We start from the raw sequence: 24,593 nt of genomic DNA on the forward strand, positions 1-24,593 counted from the left end.
TTAGATGTTCTCCATGATGGTGGCGTTGATGTAGCGGTCCTGGAAGTCGCCGGAGATGGACCGAACCTCGAGCAGGTCGACGTCGCGGGTGTATTCCTTCGTGATCAGGGTCTGCCGGCTGTCGAGGTAGTCGGCCATGGCCTTGACGATGGCGTCGTACTCGGCCTGGCCGGATTCGAAGCGGAACTGGGCCTGCTGGGTGGTCAACTTTTGCAGCTCCACGGTGGACGCGGCGAATTTGACGTCGGAATTGGCCGAACGCAGCTTGGACAGCGCCTGTTGGAACTCGCTCATGATGGTGAAATCCAGGTTGCGCCCTTCGACGTTTTGCTGGGCCAGCTTCTTGTACTGCCGGCTCACGTCGCGGCTCTTGGTCCACCAGTCGAAGGGAAAATTGAACGACAGGTTCGGGTACATGAAGGGCAGCGTCGAGGTGTCGTCCTTGTAGGACGTGTTGTTGAGCGTGGACACCGAGGTGAAGCCGAAGGAGAAAGTCGGCAGAAAGTGGATGTAGGACAGGGCGATATTCTTACGCTGCAGGGAGACTTCGTAATCGTGGATGCGCAGCTTGAAGGAATGCTTGCGCAACCGTTCGTCGGTCACCGTGGCCGGGTTGAAGTTCTCGAGGACCTGCCCGGGTGCGTTGGTCAGGTCGAGATTGATTTTCTGGACAAAGGGGATGCCCATGATGAACTTCATTTCGTCCTGGAGCACGCTGCGGGTGGTGCGCAGCTTCTCCGCCTCGGCCTTGGCCATGTTGATGCGGGTCTCGGCGATACGCACGTCGAGCTCCGCGCCCTGGCCGAGACCGGCCTTGGTCTTCACGTACTCAAGGTTTTTGACGGCCAGGTTTTCCCGTTCCTTGGCCAGCTTGAGCATGGAATCGATCATGCCGAGCTGCAGGAAGGTGGTGCCGAGCCGCTTGAGCCCGCCGTCGATGACCTTGAGGTGGGACAGGACGGCGATGTTGACCAGCTCTTTTTTCGCCTGGACCTCGAAAGCGGTCAAAAGCGGGTTCCAGGCCCCGGTGGAAAAGCTCAGGTCGTATTTCTTGCGGGTGCGGTTGCTGGAGTTCCCCGCGTAGACGGCGTTGGCCGCCGAGATGGAATTGGAAAGGTTTTGCGCCGGGTTGGACGAGGCGTTTTCCAGGACCGAGGACCAGGCCGTGGGCGCCACGGTGTTTTTATACTCCGGCAGGCGCAGGTAGAACGTCGTGCTCATCACGATGGTGGGGATGTACTGGGAATAGGCGTCCCCCACGTCCAGCCGCTTGGATTCGATCTCGATGGAGCTTTTGGTCAAAAGCGGCGACTGGGCCAGGGCCACGCGCACGCATTCCTGGAAGTCGGCCGGCGAACGCAACGTGGTCGAGCCGAGGGCGAGCCCCCCGGCGGCCTTGGCGAAACTCGGCGCGGGCTCGTCCTCGGACGCCTTGGGCGCGGCCTTGGCGGCCGGGGCCGCAGCAGCCGGAGCGGCGGAGGCCGGAGCGGCAGCAGTCGGAGCAGCGGCGGCAACGCCCTTGTCCCGGGTATAACGGGCCGAGCCGGCCCAGGCCGGCAGACAAGCGAACAGGACTGCCAGACACAGTGTCACGGCCATGGCCCGTGCCGTCGCGCGCTCCGCCCAAAAGCGGCGGACGCCCCCCTGCGACGCCTCGGTCCGATGTCCGTTGGTGAGTTCCCTGGTCATGCGCTCCTCCCCGTCGAGCGTTCAACCGTTGAGATAGCCGTCCGTCAGGACGCACGTGCGTGTGCAATGCTCGGCCGTCATCGCGTCGTGGGTGACCACGACCATGGCCGTGCGGGCTTCTTCCGTAATCTTTGTAAAATACTCCAATACACGCAGGCTGTTTTCCCGGTCAAGCTGGCCGGTGGGCTCATCCGCCAAAATAAATTCCGGCTCGTTGACCAGGGCTCTGGCGATGGAAACCCGTTGTCGCTCGCCACCGGAAAGCCGGTTGGACGGCTGGTGGATGCGATGTTCGAGGTTGACCATGGACAGCGCCTCGCGGATCCGGTCGGGCCGCTCCTTGCGGCGCACGCCGGCGTAGATCAGCGGCAACTCCAGGTTCTCGTACACCGTGGAGTTTTCAAGCAGGTCGCAGGTCTGAAAAACGAACCCGAGCATCTCCCGGCGAAAAATGGCCTGCTGGTCGCGGGTCAAGGTCAAAACCTCCACCCCCGCCACTTTATAGGAACCCGTGGAGGGCGGCTGGAAAAGCCCCAGGCAGAAAAGCAGCGTGGATTTTCCGGACCCCGAAGGCCCCATGACCGCGACCATTTCCCCACGACGCACGTGCAGGTTGACGTCCTTGAGCACCGGAATGGCCTCAAGGCCGGTGTTGTAGGTCTTGGTCAGCCGGTTGATGTCGATGACCAGGGCATTGTCGTCGGTGTGGTCGTAGTTACTCATAGCGCATCGCATCCACGACCTGCATCCGGCTGGCCCGGATGGAGGGATAAAGGCCCGCGCCGACGCCGAGGATGGCGGCGAAGGCAAGACCCATCATCAGGCAGAAGAAGAACAGCCCCTCCGGCGGCCGGGAGCCGAGCATCCGACTCATGTATTCGATGCCCACCCGTCCGAGGATCACGCCCACCACGGACGAGGAGAAGGTGACGCAAAGGGCTTCGAACAGGAACTGGTAGAGGATGTCGGTATCCAGGGCGCCCATGGCTTTTTTGAGGCCGATCTCCCGGGTCCGGCTGGTGACCGTGGCCATCATGATGTTCCAGATGCCGAAGCCGCCGAGGATCATGGTGGCCACGATGGAACTGTAGATGAAAAGCTCCACCCACCAGAAGATGCGCTGCACCTGCTTGAGAGGCTCCCAGGCCACATTGACCCGAAGCCCCCGGTCGATCTGGTTGGCCTTGACCACGCCGGGAATGGCCTTGGCCACCGGGGCCACGTCGTCCCAGGTGGCACAACGCACGTAGGCGCTGTAGGGCATGGAGATGTTCACCACCCGGGCCAGGGCCGTGGTGATGGGCAAAAACACGAACTGGCTGCGGTCGCCGGCGCGCACGCCGCCGAGGATGCCGATGACGGTATAGAGGTTGTCGTCGATGGACAGAATCTTGCCGATGGCTTCCTTGTCCGCGCCGAACATCTGGCGGGCCAGATCCACGCCCACCACGCACACCCGGGCCCCTTCCTTGACGTCTTTTGCGTCGAAAAGCCGGCCCTCGGCGGCGTTGAAGGAGAAGACTTCCCAGTAGTTGGCCTCGCAGCCCACCAGGTTGAAGCCAAAAAGCCTGTCGTGCCAGGTGGTCAGCGCGCTGGTCTTGAGCGCCACCTTGGTGATGTCGGAAACGCCGGGGATGCGGGCGATGGCGTCCAGGGTCCGGTCGCGGAACCATTCCTGGCGCTCCAGCGGCTGCTGCTCGAACATCACGTTGATGATGGTCGCGCCGCCGAGCAGGTCGAGGTCGTTGTTGAAATTCTTCTTGAGGTCGTTGCCCATGGTGATGATGACGATAAAGCCCGCCATGCCAAGGGCAATGGACGCCAGGACGCCGATGTAGCGGCGACGCTTGCGCACGACCTCCCGCACGCTGACACGCACGAGGTCGTAATACCGCATGGGGCCGGCGCCGCGACGCCGAATGCGGTCGAGTTCCGCGACGGTTATCTTTTTTCGTTTTCCAATAGCCATGCTGTGTACCGGGAGACGTCCCAGAAATAACGGATGCTCCCGCGCCTATACCGAAGGCAGGGGCGCTTTACAAGTACGAGAGCCTCGAGCGGCCGGAGGCCTCGGCGGCGTCCCCATCCGGGCACACCGCGTCCATATCCTCGGCCATGTCGCACTCGCGTACGCCGAACTCCCGGGACAGGCGGTCAAGGACCGAAAGGACGAAATCGAGCTGCCGGTCCTGGTGGGTGCTCATGTAGGCGGTTCGAATAAGCGCCTGGCCGCGCGGCACGGCCGGATAGACGGCCGGCAGGGCGAAGACGCCGGCCTCGAACAGGGCGCGTGAAAACTGGAAGGCCTTTTCGTCGGAACCGATGATGATGGGGATGATCGGCGAGGCCGACGCGCCGATGCGCAGCCCGATGTCCTTGTAGGCCTGGCGCATGCGCAGGGTGATCGCATGGAGGCGGTCCACCCGCTCGGGCTCGCGCTCCAGGATGTCCAGGCAGGTCAGCACGGCCACGGTGTTGGCGGCCGGCAGGGCGGCGGAAAAAATCTGGGTGCGCGACTGGTAGCGCAAAAACCGCAGCATGTCCTCGTCGTCGCCGGCGATGAACCCGCCGATGGAGGCCATGGACTTGCTGAAGGTGCCCATGATGAAATCGACCTTGCCGGTGATGTCGAAATGGTCCGCCGCGCCGCGTCCGCCACGGCCGAACACGCCGAGGCCATGGGCGTCGTCGAGATAAAAGACGATGTCGGGATGATCGACCTTGATGGCGGCCAGCTCGTCGAGGACGGCCAGTTCGCCGGACATGCTGAAAACGCCCTCGGTGATCAGAAACACGTCGCCGTCGGGCCGGGCGGCCTTGGCGTCCTCCACGCGCTTGCGCGCCTGGGCCGCGTCGTTGTGGGCGAAGGTGACCAGCCGGGCGCGGGTGTTCTTGATGCCCTCGAAGATGCTGGCGTGGTTTTCCCGGTCGCAGATGACGGTGTCGGCCGGGGTGATCAGCACGCCGAGCGCCCCCATGTTGGTGCTGAAACCCGTCACGTGGACCACGGCGTGGCGTTTGCCGACAAAGGCGGCCAGCCGTTCCTCCAGGGCATGGTGCAGCACCATGTTGCCGCTCAGAAAGCGGGAGCCGCCGGGGCCGGTGCCCCAATCGTAGACGGCCCGGGCCGAGGCGTCCATGACCCGGGGGTCGTGGCTTAAACCCAGATAGTCGTTGGAACCGATCATGACCAGACGCTTGCCGTCCACTTCGACCTCGGTGCCCCAGGTCTTGGATATGGGCCTGAAATAGGGATTGATCCCCTGGGAGGAAATACTCGAATACAGGGCGTTGACGTGGTCGCAGCGTTGGCGCAGTTTCATGGCGATTGTTTCTTCCTCGTGTGTTTTGGAAGCGGACGGCGGGGAGCTTGGGGGGAGAGGTTCGCCGCCCAGCGGCCCTTTGGCCAGGCCGCATTCCGGCGTATGACCGGAGAAACGGCCAATACTTCAAAGGCCGGAGCTTGGCAAGTCCTGGGGATTACGACCGAAGGCCCGGGCCTCGCGGACATGGGCGGCCAGCTGGCCGAGGATCTTGCCAAGGGCCAGCCGGGCCCGGCCAAACTGGCCGGGCGAGGTCCGGGTGAAATAAATCTCGTCGTCGGGCGTGGCCAGCTCCTCGCTGAAATTGCGCAGCCACTGGCCGCGCTTCTTGCTCCATTCCAGGTAGACCCAGTAAAAGGATGTGGAGCCGTCCCTGGCCCGGCACCGGGCCGCGCCCCAGGCGTAGGCCTCGCCGCCGCGCTCCACCTGCCGGAACTTCATGAAATCCCAATCCTCGAACGTTAGGCCTTCCGAGGCGGTCATGCCCCGCACGGCAATGTCCATGGCCCGGCGGTAGTCGTCCTTGGGAACGCCGGCAAGCCCGAGTGCCGGGTAGTACCAGGCCCCGAACCAGACAAGGGTGCCCACGCCGAGAACAATCATGGCCAGCAAGGCGTACAAAAGACGCCTGAGGTTACGTCCCGAGCGGTTCACGGCCTGCCGCCCTCCCCGGTTTCGGTGCAGCCAAGGCCCATGCGCCAGTGGGCGGCTTCCAGGCGTCTGGCCCGCTCCAGCTTTTCCCAGGCCCGCACTTCGTCGTCCACGGCCCGCTCGCGGGTGGCCTGATCCTTGCGGATGGCGCGGGTGAGCGTTTCCTCGCTGACCAGGGAACCCCTGGCCGGCTTGTAGACGCCGGAGCGCAGCTCGGACAGGCGCACGCGCACGGCCTTGTCCGTGGCTTCCAGCACGTCGCGGTGGCGTTCCTTCATGATGGCGGTGTTCTCGCCGTCATTGACCAGCCCGTTGAAAAAATCGCGCGGCCGCAGGTTGGAGGCCGCCTCGGGCGTCTTCATGAAGCCTTTGTACAGGGTGCCGCCAAGGGCCACGAGCAACAGCAGGCGCACCACGTTTTCCCGGGTGAGGAGACGCTTCATGGCCGGGGCTCCTTAAGCCGCCAGACTTCCAGAGCCTTGTTCGGGGGCTCGACGGGCATGAAGTAATGATGGTTGGGGTCGTCGGTGCGGTTGCCGAAGGTCTCGTCGGGAAGGGACAGGGGCACACGTTCGTAGCGGCCCGTAAGATCCATGCCGTCGGTATATTCCCGGGCGCCGAAAAGAAAGCGGTCGCGGTTGACCCGCACCACCCGGCGCCTCAGCACCCAGTCCGGCACCGTGCCCGGCGGCACCGGCCCTTGCAGGCCCCCCAGGACCTTGAGCCCGGGGACGTAAAACATCAGCGGCAGATCGCCGTACTCGGCCAGCACCGTCTGTCCGGGCTTGGCGTGGGTCTTGAAGAATTCCACGATACTCGTGTTGACGTCGGGATAGCCGCAGACAAGCTCGGTGACGAGGAGCTTCATGGGGAAATTGAGCGAGGTGAGCTGGCGGAAATCGTTTTGCCACGGCCGGTTGACGATCTTGAGCCGCTCCATGGGATACACGGCCAGCCAGTTGGTAAAGGCCAGCAAAATGAAAAGCATCACCGAGGCGGGCCGGGAAAAGCCCCACAGCCGACGCACGCACCAGGCGAGCAGGATGGCGCAAAGGGGCAGCAGGTGGGCGATGTAGCGGAAAAAGCGCTGGGGCACGATGCCGAGAAAAAGCAGGCTCATGACGATCAGCACGGCGGAAAAAAGCACGAAGGTCTCGCCGGGATCGTCCGGACGCCTGAGCTTGGTGAAAAAGCCCCGCCAGCGCCAGACCAGCGCCGCCGATACGGGTAGCGGGATGCAGAACATGCACAGGTCGGCGAAATAGAGCATCAGGTTTTCCGGCACGAGCAGGATGTCGAACATGCCGCTTTGCCGGCCGATGCGGTAGAGCAGAATTCCCGGCACCACGGCCACGACCGTGGTGAGCAGGGTCAAAAGGCCAAGCCGTTTCCAGGCCATGCGCTCGGGATAGACGAGGGCGGCGGCGGCCAGGGCCGTCGGGGCGAAGCTTAAAAAAAGCAGATAGTTGGCGTGAAAGAGCAGGACCATGGAGGCGAAAATGGCCCAAAACGGCCCCCAGCGTCGCTGCCAGTCGGAAAAAAAGGCGTCCAGGGCCCACAGCACGAAAAGCGTGCCCGGGGCGTAGTAGCGGGCCTGGCGGCCGATCAAGAGAAACGGCACGCAGCAGGTGAGCAAAATGGCGGCCAGCAAGGCCCACGAGCGGTCGCCGAAGTGGCGCAGCACCAGCCGGTAGGTCCAGAAGATGGCCAGCAGCGCGGCCAGGGCGAAGGGAAAACGAGCCGCGGCGGTGTCCATGCCGCCGACGGCCATGCCCGCCGCCTGGAGATAAATCTGGATCCAGGGGGACCAGCGCCACAGATAGCCACCGGTCTTGTCGAACTCCCGGGCTTCCTCCTGGGACACGACGTTGACCCCGTCGGAGGCGTAGGGCAGGCCGGAGTGCAGGACGTTCCTGGCCAGACAGGCGGTCTCGGCCTCGTCCTGCCAGAAGGGCCGCTGGCCCAGATTGTAGAACAGCAGGAACGCGGCCACGACCAGGACGAGGACAAGGCCCCAGTCCGGGCGGGCGAAAAATCCCGGCGCTCCGTGTTGCGGCGGCGCGGCCGGATGGGTGCCGGCGGTCGTCGTGGATATTGGCATGGCCCGCCCTGGGTAATGGAGGCCGCCGCCGTTGTCCAGCCTCAGGCCCCCTCTTTCACGCTTGCAGCCTCTTCCACGAAAAAGGGGTCCTGGCCGCTTGCCGCCATGTGCAGCCGAAAAGCCAGGAAATAGAGGTAATGGCTGGGATCCGCGATCACGGCCCGGGACAGGCGCTCGGCAAAAAGGGCCGTTGCCGCCGCGGCGTCCTCGTGCCGGGGCCCGACCGCGGGCAGGGGCTCCTCGATGCGCAGCGTCATCCGGCCGTCCGCCGCCCGCTCCATGAAGCAGGGCAGCACCGCACAGCCCGTCTTGCCGGCAAGCAGCATCGGTCCCAGGGAAAAGGCGGCCGTGCGGCCGAGAAAGGGCACCGCGACGCGCTTTTCCCCGCCGCCGCCATCCACGGCCACGCCCAGGACGTTGCCGCCGCGCAGGCAGGAAAACGCCTCCCGCAGACTGCCGAACACGTTGACGTGGGTCACGGGCAGGGACAACTCGTGGGCCCAACGCATCTCGCGCGTGCGGCGCACCGCCGGGCTTCGCCCCTCGGGCAGTTTTTCATTGAGGACCGTGGCCGGGGCCGAAAGCTGCCACATGCGGTAGCCGGCGTAGCCGATGGCCGGCATGATCATCTGGTTGGCGCCGAAGTGGCCGAAGGCGAGCATCACCCCGCGCCCCATGGCCAAGGCGGCGTCGAGGCGGTCGCGACCCGCGATGGTCACGAGGGCGGCCGTACGCTCCGGGGTCAGGCGCGGAAAAAGGAGCACTTCGAGGTCGGTCTGGCAAAATTCCACCAGGGCCTTGCGGGCGAGGGACAGCCGCGCACCCGGATCGTCGGGCACGCCCGGGACGTAGCGCGCCGCCTCGGCCATGCCGGCAAGCCTGGCGTTCGGCAGCCTGGCCAGGGTCCGGCCAAGCCCCCTGGCCAGGGCATGGGCCGAGCCGCCCGGCAGGGCCCAGACAAACCGCTTGAAAGGATGCCAGTAGCACCAGACCAACGCGTCCCGAATCGCCCGCATATTCCCGTCCTTTGCTTGCGCGATGGTCGCGGGTAGCATGTCTGGCGCGCCTTTCGCAAATGGTGTATGGCCCGGCCAGACGCTTCGCCGTCTTTATCACACAGCCAAAAGGAAGCTTTCATGCGCATACTCGTCACCGGCGGATTCGGTTATATCGGCAGCGTGCTCGTTCCGGAACTGCTCGCACTGGGGCACGACGTCACGGTCTACGACATCGGCTGGTTCGGCCGCCACGTCCCCGAACATCCCCGCCTCACCGCCATCACCGGCGACACCCGGGACATCGAGGCCGTGCCCATGGCCGGGGTCGACGCCGTGATCAACCTGGCCAACGTGGCCAACGACCCCTGCGGCGACCTGGATTCCAAGCTGACCTGGGAGGTCAACTGCCTGGCCACCATGAAGCTGGCCGAAAAGGCCGTGGCCTGCGGGGTCAAGCAGTTCCTGCACGCCTCCTCGGGCTCGGTCTACGGCGTCAAGGACGAGCCGGAAGTGACCGAGGACCTGCCCTGCGTGCCCATCTCGGACTACAACAAGACCAAGATGGTCAGCGAGCGGGTGCTTTTGAGCTATGCCGACAAGCTGGCCCTGACCATCGTGCGCCCGGCCACGGTGTGTGGCTATTCCCCGCGCATGCGCCTGGACGTGGCCGTCAACCTGCTCACCATGCAGGCCCTGGCCAAAAAGCACATCACCGTCCTTGGCGGCGACCAGACCCGGCCCAACATCCACATGAAGGACATCGTGCGGGTGTTCCTGCATTTTCTGGCCGCCGGCGGCAAATACACCGGCATCTACAACGCGGGCTTCGAGAACATCTCCATCCTCGCCCTGGCCAAGATGATCGTGGAGGAAGCCCCGGCCGAAATCGAGATCAAGCCGTCCAACGATCCCCGCTCCTACCGCCAGAATTCCGACAAACTGCTGGCCACCGGCTTTGCGCCCCAATACGGCGTGGCCGACGGCATCCGCGACGTGGCCGCTGCCTTCCGGGAAGGACGGCTGGCCGACGAGGACCGCTGGTACAACATCCGCACCATGAAGACCCTGCCCAAGCTGTAGGCCGCGTCCGAACACGGCGCGGACCGGGCCGGCAACGGACAGGGAGGGAGGCGACGGAACAATGGACGCCCGGACATATCCCTGGGAACGCGTGGCCACCGCCGGGGTGGCGGTATTGCTGCTGCTCCTTGCCGGCCTAGTCTGGCTGGGGTTCGCCAACGAACGGCTGCGCCAGCAGGTCCACGCCGTGGAGGTGAGCGTCAAGGCCCTGCCGCCGGCCGCACCGGCCGTCGACGTCACGGGACTGGCCGCGCAGGTCAAAGCCGTCGGCGAGGCGGTAAACGCCCTTTCGGCCAAGGTCGACGCCCTTCGCGGCCGCGATGCGGCCAAGGCCCTGGAGCGGCTTTCCGGCGAGGTCCGCGCGCTTAACGCCAAGGTGGACGGGCTTGCCGCCGCCAAGGCCGCCGCGACCAAGTCGGGCAAGACGGGGAAGAAGTCCGCCGCCTCGCCGTCCCGGTCCGCCCCGATCGTGGACGACGGCCAGCCCCGGCCCTTCTTCGGTCCGGGCTATCCAGCCTGGCCGGGCTACTAAGTTTTTTCCCCTCTCTCCATGCATACTGCCGCTGCAACCCATGAAAAAGTTTAGGAAGGGGAGAGCGCGAGAGGGGAGAACCCTTTTTAAAGGGTTTCCCCTCTCGCACCCTCTTCACCGCATCCTCCCCCTCATCACAAGGAACACGCCATGACCGATCACGATGCCGGCATTTTCGACAGCAAGGCCTATGCCGAGGCCCTGGCTTTCGCCCGCAGCCTGCGCTCGCCCGGCAACCCGCTGGATTTCCCCAGCTACGCCGACTACGTGCGTCTGGTGGCCGAGCGGGTGGTCATCGACCTGGAGAGCTTCGACCCGGACATGGCCGATTTCCAGGAACTGCCCGAGACCTACGAGCTGGCCTACCTGACGGCGCGGTTGGAGCGCCTGCGGGCCAGAATCCTGGCCGAGCGCGGCGTGGATGTGAAGGATTTGTAGAAAGCGTTCGCGTCAGACGGCCGGCGCGGCCTTGGCGCGGCGCAGGCGGCGGCGGATGACCCGCCACTGTTCGCGCGGGGTCAGGTCGTCGGCCGGGGCACCGTCAAGCAGGCAAAACGGCGTGCGGCCGGTTGCGGCCAGCACTTCGGACGCGGCCTGGGCCAGGACCGCCCCGGGCGTGCGGTACAGTCCGGCCACGAGCGCCACCGCCCCGGCCAGTCGACCCAGGGCCAGCGCGTCGCCCGAACGGGAACACGGCGCGGCGCAGACAAGCACCCGGTCGAAACGGTCGGCCAGTTCCGCCAGAACCCGCCGCAACGCCGGCCCGTCCATGAGGCGGTCAGCCGCATCCCCGTCCACCGGGACCGCCGAGGCCGGCAAAATCCAAAGCGACTGTTCGTCGCCGGGCACAAGCACCGAGGCAAGCGGCGTCTCCCCGGCGAGCGCCTCGGCCAGACCGGGTCCGGCCGGCAGGCCGGCCACGGCGTAAAGGCCCGGCTGGCGCAGGTCGGCGTCGACGACCAGGGTCGCCCGTCCGCTTCGGGCCACGGTCCGGCCCAGATCGAGGGCCAGCCCGTAGGCTGCGGCCGGGGCCACGGTCCCGTCGGCAGCGGCCACGACCACCAGACGCGGTCCGCCGTCGTCGGCCCCGGCGGGATACAGCGCCTCGCGCAACCGCCGCAGCGCCTGGGCGCGGGCCGCCCGGTCGCGCCTGGGCACGGAGCCAAGCGGCGTCGTGCCCGCCGCCAGCGCCCCGGCCGTCCCGGAAACCGTCTCGTCGGCATAGGCCGCGACCAGGGCGGCCACGACAGCCAGAAATCCGCCGAGGAGCACTCCCACGGCCAGCATCAGCGACAGTTTGGGCCGCATGTAGTCGTTGATCTTGCCCGGAATCGTCGCCGGCTCGACCATATGGGCCAGGGACAGGTCGAGGCCTTCGCCGGCCGCGGCCATGGAGGCCATCTGGTTGAGGCTGTTGACGAACGTCTGCCGCGCATCCACCTTGACCGCCACCAGGGCATCGGCCGCGAGCTTGGCCGGATGGGCCTCGGCTTCCTTCTCCAAAGCGGCGAGCAGGGTCGCGTAGGCCTCGTCCTGGCTTTCGTAGCCGGCGACCTGGGCCGTGTACTCGGCGCCGCGCTCGCTCAAATAGCTGTACGTCGGATCCGTGGACACGGTTTCCGAGCCGAACACCTTTTGCGCCTCGTCCTTGATGATGCGCTTGGCCTCGGCGATCTTGCTTTCGATCTCCTTGACCGCCGGGTGCTCGGCGGTCAGGCGCGTCCTGGCCGAAGCCAGGTCCATGTAAAGGTCGCGCAGGGTCAGCTTGACGGAATCGATCAGGCCCGAGCGCTGGAGGGACTGCGAGGTCTTGCGAAATTCCGGACGCTTGGCCAGCTGGGCCTTGACGTTGGCCAGCATGCCCCGGGCCTTGATGAGGCTCAGGCGATTGGCGTCGCGGTCGGAGGTCAGGGTGTAGTAGCGGGTGACGAGCTGCTCGCCCGCGGTGGAGAGGTCCACGATCTTCTCCCGCCGGCGCAGATCGCGCTGCTCGTTAAGAGCCTGATCGAAGGCGGCCCGGGCCCTGGGCAGCTCCTTGTCCACGGCCTCGGCCAGAAGCCGGCATTCGTCCTGGCGCATGGCCGTTTCGCGGGCGACGAACGACCGGGCCGCGGCGTTGGCCAGGGCGATGGACAGCTCCAGGGAATCGGCCGAAGAGGAAAATTCCAGGATATCGGAATCCTCCATCATGGCCGCCTTGATGTAGGGCCGGGGAAAGAGGAGGTGGACCAGCGACTTGTTGGTCAACTCCTCATAGGTCATGGGCCGCCGCCCCAGGTCCGGGACGAAATGGTCGAGAAGCAAGCGCACGAAAGGGATGAACTCCAGCACTTGGAGCGACTTGCGCTTGCGCGTCAGGTGCAGTTCCCGGATGACGGGCCGCAGCACCGGCACGGTGGCGGCCAGGTCCTCATAGGTGGACCGCTCGGTGTCGGTGAGCGATGCGCTCCCGGTCATGGGGGAATCGAGGGAGATGCGCGAAAGCAGGGAGGCCTTGGTCGAGGAATGATAGAGGTAGACCTTGGCCGAGGAGACATACTGGGTTTCCGTCAGAACGGTCAGCAGGGCCAGCCCGCAGAAAATGACGACAAAGACCCAGGACATGAGCTTGCGGCGTCGCCAGAGCAGGCGCAAAAGCTCGCGCAATTCCATTTATTGCACCGAGATGACCCCGCCCTGGCTGTTGCTTAACACCTCTCCGGCCACGGGTTGGGATTGGGTGACGACGGTTGTGTTCTGGGACTGCGGCCCCTTGAAAAGATCGTCCATCGCGTCCCGCAGCTGCGGCATGAAGATGACGAATCGTTCCGCGTTGACCAGATTGTTGAGCACCGAGCTCATGCGGCTCATGAACTGCTCCACGTTGGCCCAGGTGCTTTTGGGGACATAGAGGATGTCGCCGCCTTCCAGGTAACGATTGAACCCGACCACGCCCTCGCCGAGTTTGGTCCCCAGGCGCATGTCGAGAATATAGGCATGGGGCTTGTCCCCCTGGGGCCGCAACAGCACCACCGTGGACATGCCGGCGTTGTCCGTGAAGCCGCCGGCCCGGGCCACGGCCTCGAACAGGTTCATGTCGTGATCCACGGTGACCACGCCCTGGCTTTTGACCTCGCCAAGCACCATGGAGGTCTGGCTGCGCATGGTGGAGACGTTCACCATCACCTGGGGATCAACGATATATTTGGCGTAGGCCTTGGCCAGCTCGCCCCGCAATTCGGACACGGTGCGTCCGCCGGCCATCACCTCGCCCACAAGCGGCAGGCTGATGTTGCCGGCGGCATCCACCCGAGCCGAGGTCTTGAGGTCGTCGTTGCGCCACACCTCAATGGACACTTCGTCGCCATAACCGAGCACGGACCGGCGTTGCGGCTGGCCCGTAACGTGCTTTTTGGAAGTGGCCGTCAGCGGGGGCGGCGTGGAATGCGTGGAACAGGCCGAAAGCGCCACGACCAGAGACAGGCAGACCATCGTCACAACGACGCGGCAATAAAGGGGAAAAAAGGCGAAGGCTCGCGGCATGGATTTCCTTGACTGGCTCTTGGACAACTTTCCTGATAAGGGATTTCAGGCGCCCGCGCAAGGCGTGCGACCACATTGTGGTCCGGGCGGTTGTGCGCTATCAGGCGACGCAGCGGCCGTGGGCCGTCAATCCTTAATTTCGCACCCAGGCATATCATGAAATCCATACGCTTTTACTGCGCCCTGCTGGCCGTCTTGTCCCTGTGCCTGCCCGGCCCGGCCTCGGCCGCGACCCTGACCTTTCTCGGCAAGAGCTATTGCCCCATCAAATACGATATCACCTGGCCGTTTAGCACCAATGCCGCCAAGGCGGCCAAACAGGGCACCGGCGTCCAGGCCAACATCTACGAATTGCCCGAAGACAAGAAGAAGGACGAAAAATCCGCTACCGAACTCGGCTCGGACATGAGCCGCCTGCGCATCCTTTCGGCCCCGCTCAAGGTGGGGGACAAGGTGGACGAGGATCAGATCCTCATCACCTACGAGATGCCGCTGGAAAACCTCATGGCCGAAAAGCAGGCCCTCTCCCGGACCGAACTGGACGATGTCGAACACGCGCTGGCCTACGTGGAGAGCCAGCTGACCACGCTGCGCCAGCAACAGGCGGACCTGGAAAACATGGCCGCCGAGAAATCCGTCGCCCCCATCGCCGTGCGCATGGGCGCCCGGGACATCGACGCCTTGCTTATGCGGCGCGACTACCTGCGGGAAAAGTACGAGCTCGCCAAGCAGAGCTACGACAATGCCGTCATCATCGCCAAGTCCAAGTTCGGCAAGGACCAGGACGTCCACAAACTGCCGCGCATCGGCTATATCCGCTCTCCGGTCAGCGGCTATGTGCTGTGGACCAACTACCGCCTCGTCCCGGGCATGGCCTTCACCAAGCAGGCCTCGCTCATTTCCATCGGCCGCCTCGACCCCATCCTCATCCGGGCCTCGGTGCACGAGATCGCCGCCCAGAAGCTCAAGGTGGGCGATCCCGTGTCCATCGTTTTCCACACCCTGCCCGGCCAGACCTTCCACTCCACCATCAGCAAGGTCGATTTCGTGGCCCAGCCGGCCATGCTGCAGCAGCCGTCGTTTTACAGAATTGAAATCACCATGCCCAACTCCGATCTGCGCATCAAGGAAGGCATGCGCTGCGACGTCACGGTCACCGTGCCGGACGCCGCCAAATAACCCGCCGTATGCTGCAAGCCGCTTTCGCCATCCTGGTCAATTGCGCCGTGTTCGCCGGTGTGGGGCTCGGCCCCATGGCCGTGCTGGCCCGGGGCGTGGGGCTGCCGGCCGTTTTGGCCATGGCCCCGGCCGCCGGCTATGCCCTGGTCAGCGTGACGCTCACCTGCTGGCTGATGCGGGAGGGCACGGTGGGCGCGGCCATGGTCCCCGTCACCGGCGGGCTCCTGGCCGTGTCGCTGGTATGCCTGCTCCTCGTGCGCCGGGACCTGCTCGGCCGTCTGGCCGCCGTGCGCGACAAAAGGCTCGTCGCCGGGCTTACCGGCGCGGTCCTGTGCCTGGGGTTGCTCACCGCGCCGCTTTCCGCCGGCAACAAGGGCTATGCCGTCTTTCGCGGCAACGCCAGCGACTCGTTTATCTACTTGTTCCTGGCCAAGTATTTCGACGCCCACCCCCGGGCCTGGGCCTTCACCCATTCTCCCGAGGAGGTGGAGGCCGACGACCCCATGCTCGGCCCGCCGCGCTCCATGCTGAACATCCGCTGGACGTGCGGGGCCATGCTGGCCTACGGCGCCAAGCTTGCCGGCATGGGCATCGTGGATTTTCAATACCCGTTCACGATGACGAGTTTCCTGCTTTTTTACGCGGCCATGCTGGCCTTGCTCGCGGCCATGGGATTTTCGCCCTTTCTGGCGGCGCTGACCTCCCTGGTCATGGCCACGGGATTTTACGGCCAGCTCGTGCTCGACATCCGGGCCTTTTCCCAGATCAACGTGCTGCCGCTGACCGTGCTGCTCGCCTGGGCCATCTCCCTGCCGCCGCCGGAGCGGACGCCGGACATCCTGCGTCGCGCCGGCCTGCTCGGGCTTTCCTTCCTGGCCTGCTTCGTCAATTATACCGAGATCTTTCCCATGGTCGTCGGCGCGGTCGCGGCGTTCCTCGGACTTTTGGGCCTGGCCGGCCGCCTCACCCGCCGTCAGACGCTCGTCCAGGCGGCCGGATTCGCCGTGGGCATGGCCGCCACCTGGCCGGTACGGTTCCTCTACGCCCACATGCTGGCCCAGATCCATTTTACCACCATCGCGCCGGAACTGTGGAGCGAAGCCTATTTCCCCTGGCTTTTCAAAAACATCCCCGCCGGCATTTTCGGCGTCACCCTGGCCGGGGACGGTTTCGCCAAGCTGCCCGGCCTGTCGTTCCTCCACATCCATACGGCCGTCGTCACGCTGTTCGCTCTGCTTGTGGCCGTGCTGTTCCTTGCCGGCGTGCTGCGGGCCCTGGCCGACCGCGACCACGACGCGCCGCTGGCCGCCGTGGCCTTTGCCGCCGCATCGCTTGCCGCCTTCGCCCTGTTTACGCTTCGGGACACGCCCTGGGTGGCGGGCAAGGGGTTGTCCTATTTCTACCCCTTCATCCTGTCCCTGCCGCTCTACGCCGCCCTGTCCCGAAACGCCCTGCCGCGACTTGCCCGGTCCGGCTGGATAAAATGGGCGCTGCCGACCGCGAAAGCCCTGGCCATGGCATTTCTCGTGCTCCAGCTGTCCTTTGCCTGCCTGCGCCCGGTCTATGCCGCCATGGACGCGGATTACCCCGACTACGTGCGCAACCACGGCCGCTACCGGACCATCGACTGCGACATCGACGCCCTCCGGGCCGCCCTGGCCGCCGCCGGGGCCAAGGATGTCGGCATATGCTCGGCCGATCCCTGGAAATGGTCGTTTCTGGGCCTGAGCCTCGGCGAACGCTGGCGGGTGCGCCTGCCCGGCCAGATGCTCGAGGGACCGCAGGGCGGCAAGGTCTTCGTGGCCCTGGACCTGCCCAAATCCGGCGTCCCGGCCGAGCTTGCCCCGTATCTCGCGGCCAAAAACGCCAGCTTCGCCCTGTACCATTTGCCCCGCGCCCGGCTGGCCGCCCTGGCCGGCACGCTGCCCTGCGCCCGGGAGCCGTACTGATCCCGTCGACGCACCCCGGCACGCGTGCCGCCAGGCCCGGGTCGCGCCCGTTCCCCTGGAGCGCCGGGGGGGCGTAACCACCGCCTGGCGCATCCGTCGCCAGAGTTGTTTACGCCCCCCCGGGGACCATGCTATTTCATGGCAGACATTGGAAAAGCTTCGCCCGCGCCTTGGCCGCAGCCTTCTTCGCCGGCCCGCTGTCCCGGATCGCGGACCGACGAGGGGAACCTTTTGCGGCAACGCAGCCAGGGGGAATTTTTGCAACAGCCTGCCAACCGTTTGCCACGGAGCACCGCCGCGTGACGCCTTCGCCACGGTCGCTGGCCCGCAACTTTCTTTCCCTGGCCGTTTCCCGGCTGGTCCAGATCGCCAGCGGCTTTTTCGTGCTGCTGGCCGTGGCCCGGGTCCTGCCCCTCGACGATTTCGGCCGATACGCCTCGATCATGGCCCTGGCCGGAGCCGTGGTCGCGGTCACCTATTTCGGCATCCAGCAGATCATGATCCGCGACATGGCCCTCGACCGGACCTGCGCCCCGACGGCCCTGGGCCAGGCGCTGACCCTGCGCCTGGGTCTGCTCGTCCTGGCCGGACTGGTCCTGGCCACCATCGGCTTTTTTTCCGGCTACAAAGGACCGGCCGCCCTCGGATTGGCGCTCGCCTTCGGAGTCGAGGCCTGCCGCTCCCTGAGCCTGCTCGGCTGCGCCGTGTTCCAGGCCTACGAATGCATGGGCTACGAACCGCCGCTCTCCATCATTTCCGGGCTGGCCTCCCTGATCCTGGTCGGGCTGGCGCTGTGGCTGGGCCTTGGCGTCACGGGCGTTCTGGCCGGGCTTTTCGCCGCCGCCGCCCTGCACATGCTGCTCGTCTGGTTCGTGTCCGGCCGCAATCTGTGCCGTCCCTCGTTTTCTTTCGACCGGAGCGCGCTGTGGCGCATGCTCGCGGCCTCGTCGGTGGTGGGGCTCGGCGTCTTTTTCCACCAGAACCTGTTTCGGGCCAACACCCTGGCCCTGACCTGGCTGTCCAACCTTGCGGCCGTGGCCGATTTCCAGGCCCCGCACGAATTCATCCTCAAGCTCGAAATACTGCCCCAGGCGCTGATGCTGGCCGTGTTCCCGGCCCTGGCCCGTCTGGCCCCGGTCGATCCCCTGGGCGCCAGACGCCTGTTCCGGCTCATCTTCCGCCACACCCTGCACGCCATGGTCCTGCCCTCGATCCTGCTGGCCTTTTACGCCGAGCCGGCCTGCATGCTGATCTTCGGCCCCAAGTATACCGGATCGGTCATGGTCCTGCGCATCCTTTCCCTGGCCATGGCCCCCCTGGCCCTGGACATGCTGGTCAACAACGTCCTGGTGGCCATCGGCCGCCAGCGCTACGCCCTCTATTACGCGGCGGCGGCCCTGGCCCTCAATGTCGCCGGCAACATCTACGCCGTGCCCCGCTACGGCGCGCTCGGCTCGGCGGTGGTGGCCCTGGGTTCGTATCTGTGGCTTTTGGCCTTTTCCACGCGCTTCGCCGCCCGGCACGGCTTCCGGTCCCATGCCACTGGCCCGCTTCTGCGGGTGCTGTGCGCCGGGGGAGCCTGCCTCGGGGCCTGCGCGCTCCTGCGCCAGATGCCCCTTGTCGGCGCGTCGCTCGGCGCGCTGGTGTACGTGGCCGTGCTGGCGGGCCTTAAGGCCTTCGGCCGCCGCGACATCCTGGAACTGCGCTCCGTCATGCACCCGCGCCCGCAAGGCACGGACAACCCCGGAGAAAACCTATGAAGGCAGCCCGCGTGGTGGTGGTCGGCTGGGACGGCGCCACCTTCGACATCGTAAAGCCCATGATCGCGGCCGGCCGTATGCCGGTGCTGCAAAAATTCCTCGAAAACGGCGTGCACGCGCCCCTTTGCTCCACCGTACCGCCGGTCACCCCCGTGGCCTGGACGAGCTTCGCCACCGGTTGCACGCCCGGTCGTCACGGCATCTTCGACGCCCTGACCCTGGACCCGAACAGCCACGAGGTGCGCTTCGTCTCGGCGGCCATGCGCCGGGCCGCGCCCATCTGGGCCGTGCTCTCGGACCGGGGCCGACCGGCCGGGGCCGTCAACGTGCCCGTGACCTGGCCGCCCGACCCCATAAACGGGCTCGTGATCTCGGGCATGTTCACCCCGTCCTACGCCGAGGATTACGTGCATCCCCCCGAGTTGCGCGAAAAAATCGAAGCCCGCTTCGGCCCCTGCCGGGATTCGCCCAACATGGACCCGGACCCGAAACGCTACCTGCAAAATCTCCTGGACGGCGTGGACGCCCGCTGCGAGCTGACGCTGTGGCTCATGGCCCAAAAGCCCCTCGACTACTTCTGCTCGGTCTTCATGGAATCCGACCGGGTGCAGCACTTCTTCTGGGGCTACCGCGACCCGTCCCATCCCGACCACGCCGCCCTGGGCCAGGCCATCGAGGCCGTGTACGAACGCCTGGACGCGGCGCTTGGCCGCATCCTCGACGCCTGTCCGCCGGATACGGCCGTGGCCCTGGTCTCCGACCACGGAGCCGGGCCGCTTAGGCGCGCCATCTTTCTCAACCGCTGGCTCATGGACAACGGCTTCCTGACGCTCTCCGGCGAGCTGGCCGCCCTGGCCGCCAGACACCACGCCCCGTCCGGGCTCAAAAAAGCGGTTGTCGCCATGGCCAAGGCGATCCTGCCCGAGTCCGTGCTGGAAGCGAGGCGCAAGGCCAAATCCAAGGCCTTCGCCCGCATCAACAACCTCTTTTCCGCCATCGTGGACTGGGACAGGACGACCTGCGTGTCGGAAGGCATCGCCGGCGGCATCTTCTTCAACCCCAGACTGGTGGGCGAAGCCGACCGGGCGGAGCTGACGCAACGGCTCAAGGAAGGCCTGCTCGCCATCGTGGACCCGCAAACCGGGGCCCACCCCTTTGCCGCCGTGTACGCCCGGGAAGAGCTCTACAATGGGCCAGCCGTCCCCGACGCGCCGGACGTCATCACCCTGTGCGGCCCGGGCTACCAGGTGCTCGTGCCCCACGAGATCGCGCTCTACGACCAGGGCGCGCCGACCGGGCTTTTCGCGTCGCACAAATGGAGCGGCCGCCACGAGCAGTACGGCGTATTCGCCCTGCGCGGCCCGGGCGTGGCCGCCGGCGTGGAGCTTGCTAACGCGGCCATGGCCGACGTGACGCCGACGCTGCTCTACGCCCTGGACGAGGCCGTGCCGGAAAACATGGACGGACGCGTGCTGGCCGGAGCCTTCACGGCCGAAACCCTGGCCGCCCGACCGCCACAGACCACCACCGCCACAACCAGCACGACAGGCGCGGCCGGCACCGACGGCGCACAGGCGGACCAGATCGCGGATGAGCTTTCGGACCTGGGGTATATGTAAAGAGGGGGCGGAGGCAAAGAGAATGCGAGAGGGGGACCTTTTTTGAAAAAAAGGTCCCCCTCTCGCGCTCTCCCCTCCAAAAAACTTTTAACGATTACAGGTGGTGTAACGCTATCACTCTGTAACCGTTAGGAGTCTTTGGAAAGGGGGTCCGGGGGGAACCCTTTCTACAGAAAGGGTTCCCCCCGGTCTCTTACCGATCCCGGCGCAAGAGCTCCCAGGAGATGCCGAGGACCGCGCCGATTTTTTTGAGCGTCGCCGCCCGGGGCCGGGCCGAACGGGCTTCGAACTGGGCCACGGCGGCCGGCGAGATGTCCAGGCGCCGGGCCAGCTCTTCCGGCGTGACGCCCAGATGCTCCCGCCAGGCCCGGATGGGCGAATCGCCTTCGCGGCAAAGCCAGGCCACTTCGCGCGGCAAATCCCCGTCCGTTTCTTGATCTTCCATCATTGCTCCCTGGCCGGGCCTACCACGCAACGGCCCTTCGAGACGCGGGCGCGTACGGCACCGCGCGGTTTCCCGGCCGCCGGATCAAGGCCGCGCCTTTTCCGGCACCGGGGCCACCAAGCCTTGCGGACTGCCGTCGGCACGCACGAGCGCGCCTCCCGTAAAAGATTCGTCGGGCAAAGCGCCCTCATCCTGATAGCCCGACTGGGCCAACACCAGGATCGACAGGGCCAGCACCAGCACAACCATGCCACCTGCGACCCGCCAGAAAAAATAATCCCGATCAGGCGTTACCGCCGCCTCACGCATCACTTCCATCTCCCGCAAAAACAAAATCCGCGTTACCGTCGGTGTCCGGGCAAACCCCAGACTTCCGACACCGCCGCGACCACCGCCGCGACCACCCGATCCTCGGCCTTCTCCCGCCGATAAATCAGGGACAAGCCCAGGGTCAGCCCTTCTTCACGCTGCCACAGGCACACTTCCCCGGCCGCTTCGGCCTCCAGGGCATCGTCGCGGCGCAGCAGCGTCAGTCCGATGCCGGCCGCGACCATGGTCCGCAATGTGGCGTCGCTGTCCCCCACCATGACCTTTTGCAGCGGCAGATCACGGCAGGAAAAAGACGACTCCAGCAAATATTGGAACGGACAGCGCTGGGAAAACCAGACCCAGGGCAGCCCGGCCAACGTTTCCCAGTCCGCCAGGCAAACACGATCCGCCCAGGAGGTGGGGCCGACAACGGCCATTTCCACGTTCTCCAAAGGCACGGACACGACATCGCGCCCCTGCTCGATGATATTGTCATAGATAAAGCCCAGATCAAGCTTTCCCTGACGCACGTTATCGAGAATGTTCGCCGAACTGGAATCGGTCAGGTGCACTTCCACGCCGGGATGGCGGCGGGAAAGAACAGCCAGCATTTCGGGCACGCGCATACGCCCGGCCTCATTGTTGAGGCCGATGCGGGTCACGCCCGTGACTTCCCGGCGCAGGCTGCCGGCCCTGGCCCGAACGGCGTCCAGACCAGCGAGGGCCCGTCTGGCCTCGGTCAAAAGCGCCTGTCCCTCGCCCGTCAGGCGCATGCCCTTTGGCGTACGCGTGAAAAGCGGCACCCCGAGTTCCTCCTCGAGGCCGCGCACATGGGCGCTCACCGCGGGCAGGCTGGCATTGAGCCGCTCGGCCGCCCGGGTCAGGTGCTCTTCCTCGGCCACGGCCACGAAGGTCCGTAGATGGTAGTATTCCACAACGCCCCTCCCGGCGTCGTTTTCCCTTCAGGGATTCGGAAGGACTTCTTCCGACATTGCGATTGGATCGCGTCCCCGCAGGCGGGCTACAACCAGTCCGTAGCTTTTCTGGCCTATGGCACACGCCCGGCCCGCCGTAAAGGACGGGCCGAGGCCAAAACGCGGGAGAACCATCATGCGCCTTGTCAAGATCATCGTGCTCGTCTCGGCCCTTCTGGGGCTGCTTCTTTTCGTCGTTACGAAGGACCGCACCGGGGCCAGCCCGGTCGCGCACTCGCGTCCATCCGACTTTGCCCCGGCCCGGGCCGATCTGGCCGAAGCGGTCTTCGCCATGGTGGTGGAAAACGCCAAAAACGCGGGACTGCCAAAGCCCGCCACCCTGTGCCAGGCCTGCGTGGCCGCGCACCTGGACCTGCCCGAGGGCACCATGCGCAACCGCTGCGAACGCGCCTGCGCTCTCACTCCCCAATAAAAAAGGGATACCCTCCCTTGCGGAAGGATATCCCCCTATCGATAGTTTTTGGGGAGGGTGGGGGTCCGGGGGAGGGGACCCTTTTTTTCAAAAAAGGGTCCCCTCCCCCGGCTCTCCCCGTCTTCCTCTCCCCTATCCTAACAACTCATTGATCTTCTTCATGACGGCGAAGGCATCGGCCACGTAGAGCACGTCGGCCTTGCCCTGGGCCCAGCCGCAGGAGGGGTCGAGGTTGACGGCCCGGCGTTCGCCGACAAACCGCCAGCCGACCACGTGCGGCTCCTCGCCGTGGCAGCAGGTGGCCAGGCCCTTGGGGTGGCGCGGCGTGGCCCCGGTCTGTCCGACCTGATGCAGGTGGGTGAGAAACGGCAGCACGGCCTCGCCGTCGCCGCCCATATCCACCAGGGACTTGCTGCTGCCGAGCGACGCCTTGGACCGGCCCAGGAACCCGAGGATCAGTTCGCCGGCATCGGCCACATGGGACGCGCCGTCGGCCTGTTTCTTGGTCCAGCCCGCGCCGGCCACGAAAAGGAGCTTGGCGTCGGGGCGGATGGTCTGCTCGTCGGCCGAGGGGGCGATGACGGCCTTGAGCTGGGTGCGGGTCATGGCCTCGGTGACCGGGACCTCGACCGCCGTCACGGACGCCTGACCGGGCGCGCCGTCGTAGGCGGCGAAACAGCCGGCCGAGAGCGTCAGGCACCAGGGCCGGACGGCGCGAGTCAGCTCCGCCTGCATGCGCTGGCGGTAATAGCCGCGCGTGGCCACGGGTTTCCCGTCCTTGACGGCCAGGCCGGTGACGTGGGCGTCGATGCGCCCGGAAAGGCGGGCGGCCAGACCGGGCACGGCCCGGGAGGCGCGGGAATCGTCCGTGGCCACGAGGATGGTGGCCGCGGCCGCCTTGGCCAGGGCCTCCATGGCGGCGACGTCGGTGGCGTAGCGGGAAACGCCGAACGCCTCGCCGGACACGCCGTAGATGGCGGTCGCGCCGCAGCCGGCCACGGTGTTCGCGGCGGCGGCCACATCGGCGCCGAAAAGCCCGACCGCGTAGGGCGCGCCCAGGCCCTCGGCCAGCGTCCTGGCCGCGGTCAGGGCTTCCAGGGAGGCGGTGGACAGGCTGCCGTCAGCCTCGGTATGGGCAAGAAAAAGAATGGTATCCATAGGTGCCTCCAGCCCTTAGCTCTCGATCCAGGCGATGATTTCCTTGGCGATGTCCTCGACCGGCGTGTCCTTGACCACGCGGGTGTCGCGCTTCTGGGCCGGGACGGCGACCGACTGGTAGTCGATGGCGGCGGCGTCCATAGCGGCCGGCTTGGCCTTTTGCAGGGCCGGCATGACAAGGCGCATGTTGGCCATGCCCACCTGCGGGTTGTTGGGCGGCTCGGGCAGCTCGCCCGTGGCCCAGCCCAGCACCGCCGGCGCGCCGGCACAGGTCGAAACCTGATAGGCCCCGCCCTCGACGCGCTCCATGATCTCGAGCGCGCCGTCCGCGCCGACCGTCAGCTTGTCCACACCCTGGAACTGGTCCACGATGCCGAGCTTTTCGCCCAGAATCTGGAGCGTCGAGCCGGAGCCGCGCGAAGCCGACATCCAGCCGCCGAAAAGGAGCAGCTTGGACTTGTCCAGCCCGGCAATGCCCTCGATGGCCGCCGCCAGGGCACCCGCCACCTCGCAGGAATCAAGGAAGCCGCCGGCCGGACCGTCGGCTACCACCAGCTCGAACGGCGCTTTCTGGGCCACGGTCATCATCACCTGCTGCAACTTGGCCTTGGGACCAAGCGACACCAGCCAGACCTTGCTGCCGGCCGCCGTCTTGGCCAGCTGGGCAGCCTCATACAAGGCGCAGGCAGCCCAGGGATCAAGAATGGACGGCAACATCAATTCGTTTTTCAGTCCCCAGCCGGTCGGACCCTTGACCGGCTCCAGCGTCTGCAACGGATCAGGCACGATCCCGCCGCATACCACGATATGGAACATAGGCACTCCTTTTGAGGGGGGAGGAAGAGATGGAACCGGGGGCGGGGACCTTTTT

At 66.0% G+C, this 24,593-nt stretch carries 23 protein-coding genes; 8 read left to right on the forward strand and 15 right to left on the reverse strand.

Going from position 1 to position 24,593, the window contains the following annotated elements:
- The 8 genes from K9F62_05805 to K9F62_05840 all read right to left on the reverse strand — a co-directional run bounded on the left by K9F62_05805 (nucleotide 1) and on the right by K9F62_05840 (nucleotide 8,780).
- Entirely contained in the window at nucleotides 1-1,689 is a 1,689-nt protein-coding gene (locus tag K9F62_05805) for a TolC family protein (protein UJX42194.1), read from the reverse strand.
- A gap of 21 nt (nucleotides 1,690-1,710) precedes the next feature.
- Nucleotides 1,711-2,412 carry an ABC transporter ATP-binding protein gene (locus tag K9F62_05810; GenBank protein ID UJX42195.1) on the reverse strand — a complete coding sequence of 234 codons (702 nt, stop codon included), beginning with the start codon at nucleotides 2,410-2,412 and terminating at the stop codon, nucleotides 1,711-1,713.
- Nucleotides 2,405-3,658, reverse strand: coding sequence for an ABC transporter permease (locus K9F62_05815; protein UJX42196.1), 1,254 nt, complete (start codon nucleotides 3,656-3,658; stop codon nucleotides 2,405-2,407). Before K9F62_05815 ends, K9F62_05810 begins: the two co-directional genes overlap by 8 nt.
- Nucleotides 3,659-3,725: 67 nt before the next feature.
- Complete coding sequence (locus K9F62_05820) at nucleotides 3,726-5,012, reverse strand: aminotransferase class I/II-fold pyridoxal phosphate-dependent enzyme (protein ID UJX42197.1); 1,287 nt, start codon at nucleotides 5,010-5,012, stop codon at nucleotides 3,726-3,728.
- 126 nt (nucleotides 5,013-5,138) lie between these two features.
- Entirely contained in the window at nucleotides 5,139-5,666 is a 528-nt protein-coding gene (locus K9F62_05825; GenBank protein ID UJX42198.1) for a hypothetical protein, read from the reverse strand.
- Nucleotides 5,663-6,106, reverse strand: coding sequence for a hypothetical protein (locus K9F62_05830; GenBank protein UJX42199.1), 444 nt, complete (start codon nucleotides 6,104-6,106; stop codon nucleotides 5,663-5,665). The genes K9F62_05825 and K9F62_05830 overlap by 4 nt, the downstream gene beginning before the upstream one ends.
- Nucleotides 6,103-7,764 (reverse strand): glycosyltransferase family 39 protein, encoded by a 1,662-nt coding sequence (locus tag K9F62_05835; protein UJX42200.1) that lies wholly within the window; start codon nucleotides 7,762-7,764, stop codon nucleotides 6,103-6,105. Before K9F62_05835 ends, K9F62_05830 begins: the two co-directional genes overlap by 4 nt.
- Nucleotides 7,765-7,805: 41 nt before the next feature.
- Nucleotides 7,806-8,780, reverse strand: a complete 975-nt coding sequence (locus tag K9F62_05840; GenBank protein UJX42201.1) for a lysophospholipid acyltransferase family protein — start codon at nucleotides 8,778-8,780, stop codon at nucleotides 7,806-7,808.
- Nucleotides 8,781-8,900: 120 nt separating this feature from the next.
- Here K9F62_05840 and K9F62_05845 point away from each other — a divergent pair, with 120 nt between their 5' ends.
- The 3 genes from K9F62_05845 to K9F62_05855 all read left to right on the forward strand — a co-directional run bounded on the left by K9F62_05845 (nucleotide 8,901) and on the right by K9F62_05855 (nucleotide 10,812).
- Nucleotides 8,901-9,842: an SDR family oxidoreductase gene (locus tag K9F62_05845; protein ID UJX42202.1), complete on the forward strand. Its 942-nt coding sequence runs from the start codon at nucleotides 8,901-8,903 to the stop codon at nucleotides 9,840-9,842.
- A gap of 61 nt (nucleotides 9,843-9,903) precedes the next feature.
- Nucleotides 9,904-10,374: a hypothetical protein gene (locus K9F62_05850; protein ID UJX42203.1), complete on the forward strand. Its 471-nt coding sequence runs from the start codon at nucleotides 9,904-9,906 to the stop codon at nucleotides 10,372-10,374.
- Between the two features lie 150 nt (nucleotides 10,375-10,524).
- Complete coding sequence (locus K9F62_05855) at nucleotides 10,525-10,812, forward strand: exonuclease V subunit alpha (protein ID UJX42204.1); 288 nt, start codon at nucleotides 10,525-10,527, stop codon at nucleotides 10,810-10,812.
- 12 nt (nucleotides 10,813-10,824) lie between these two features.
- On the opposite strand, the gene K9F62_05860 is transcribed toward K9F62_05855, so the two are convergent.
- Entirely contained in the window at nucleotides 10,825-13,026 is a 2,202-nt protein-coding gene (locus tag K9F62_05860; GenBank protein ID UJX42205.1) for a polysaccharide biosynthesis protein, read from the reverse strand.
- The gene (locus K9F62_05865) at nucleotides 13,027-13,896 is read right to left on the reverse strand and encodes a polysaccharide export protein (GenBank protein ID UJX42206.1); all 870 of its coding nucleotides are present in this window, start codon (nucleotides 13,894-13,896) and stop codon (nucleotides 13,027-13,029) included.
- A gap of 156 nt (nucleotides 13,897-14,052) precedes the next feature.
- On the opposite strand from K9F62_05865, the gene K9F62_05870 reads away from it, so the two are divergent.
- The 4 genes from K9F62_05870 (at nucleotide 14,053) to K9F62_05885 (ending at nucleotide 20,403) form a co-directional block, all read left to right on the forward strand.
- Nucleotides 14,053-15,075: an efflux RND transporter periplasmic adaptor subunit gene (locus K9F62_05870; GenBank protein UJX42207.1), complete on the forward strand. Its 1,023-nt coding sequence runs from the start codon at nucleotides 14,053-14,055 to the stop codon at nucleotides 15,073-15,075.
- An 8-nt stretch (nucleotides 15,076-15,083) separates the two neighbouring features.
- Nucleotides 15,084-17,024 carry a hypothetical protein gene (locus K9F62_05875; protein UJX42208.1) on the forward strand — a complete coding sequence of 647 codons (1,941 nt, stop codon included), beginning with the start codon at nucleotides 15,084-15,086 and terminating at the stop codon, nucleotides 17,022-17,024.
- 299 nt (nucleotides 17,025-17,323) lie between these two features.
- Nucleotides 17,324-18,784 (forward strand): polysaccharide biosynthesis C-terminal domain-containing protein, encoded by a 1,461-nt coding sequence (locus K9F62_05880; GenBank protein UJX42209.1) that lies wholly within the window; start codon nucleotides 17,324-17,326, stop codon nucleotides 18,782-18,784.
- A complete protein-coding gene (locus tag K9F62_05885) occupies nucleotides 18,781-20,403 on the forward strand; it encodes an alkaline phosphatase family protein (protein UJX42210.1) in 1,623 nt (540 codons plus the stop codon). The genes K9F62_05880 and K9F62_05885 overlap by 4 nt, the downstream gene beginning before the upstream one ends.
- Before the next feature lie 193 nt (nucleotides 20,404-20,596).
- On the opposite strand, the gene K9F62_05890 is transcribed toward K9F62_05885, so the two are convergent.
- The 3 genes from K9F62_05890 to K9F62_05900 form a co-directional block, all read right to left on the reverse strand.
- Complete coding sequence (locus tag K9F62_05890; GenBank protein ID UJX42211.1) at nucleotides 20,597-20,848, reverse strand: helix-turn-helix transcriptional regulator; 252 nt, start codon at nucleotides 20,846-20,848, stop codon at nucleotides 20,597-20,599.
- A gap of 84 nt (nucleotides 20,849-20,932) precedes the next feature.
- Nucleotides 20,933-21,175 carry a hypothetical protein gene (locus K9F62_05895; protein ID UJX42212.1) on the reverse strand — a complete coding sequence of 81 codons (243 nt, stop codon included), beginning with the start codon at nucleotides 21,173-21,175 and terminating at the stop codon, nucleotides 20,933-20,935.
- 14 nt (nucleotides 21,176-21,189) lie between these two features.
- Complete coding sequence (locus K9F62_05900) at nucleotides 21,190-22,092, reverse strand: LysR family transcriptional regulator (GenBank protein UJX42213.1); 903 nt, start codon at nucleotides 22,090-22,092, stop codon at nucleotides 21,190-21,192.
- A 175-nt stretch (nucleotides 22,093-22,267) separates the two neighbouring features.
- Here K9F62_05900 and K9F62_05905 point away from each other — a divergent pair, with 175 nt between their 5' ends.
- Nucleotides 22,268-22,564: a hypothetical protein gene (locus K9F62_05905; protein UJX42214.1), complete on the forward strand. Its 297-nt coding sequence runs from the start codon at nucleotides 22,268-22,270 to the stop codon at nucleotides 22,562-22,564.
- A gap of 132 nt (nucleotides 22,565-22,696) precedes the next feature.
- On the opposite strand, the gene K9F62_05910 is transcribed toward K9F62_05905, so the two are convergent.
- Together K9F62_05910 and K9F62_05915 are read right to left on the reverse strand one after the other, a co-directional pair.
- Nucleotides 22,697-23,722 carry an electron transfer flavoprotein subunit alpha gene (locus K9F62_05910; protein ID UJX42215.1) on the reverse strand — a complete coding sequence of 342 codons (1,026 nt, stop codon included), beginning with the start codon at nucleotides 23,720-23,722 and terminating at the stop codon, nucleotides 22,697-22,699.
- Nucleotides 23,723-23,737: 15 nt separating this feature from the next.
- Entirely contained in the window at nucleotides 23,738-24,538 is an 801-nt protein-coding gene (locus tag K9F62_05915) for an electron transfer flavoprotein subunit beta (GenBank protein UJX42216.1), read from the reverse strand.
- Between the last annotated feature and the right edge of the window lie 55 nt (nucleotides 24,539-24,593).

Origin of the sequence: Desulfovibrio sp. JY (genome assembly GCA_021730285.1) — a bacterium.
Classification (GTDB): domain Bacteria; phylum Desulfobacterota; class Desulfovibrionia; order Desulfovibrionales; family Desulfovibrionaceae; genus Solidesulfovibrio.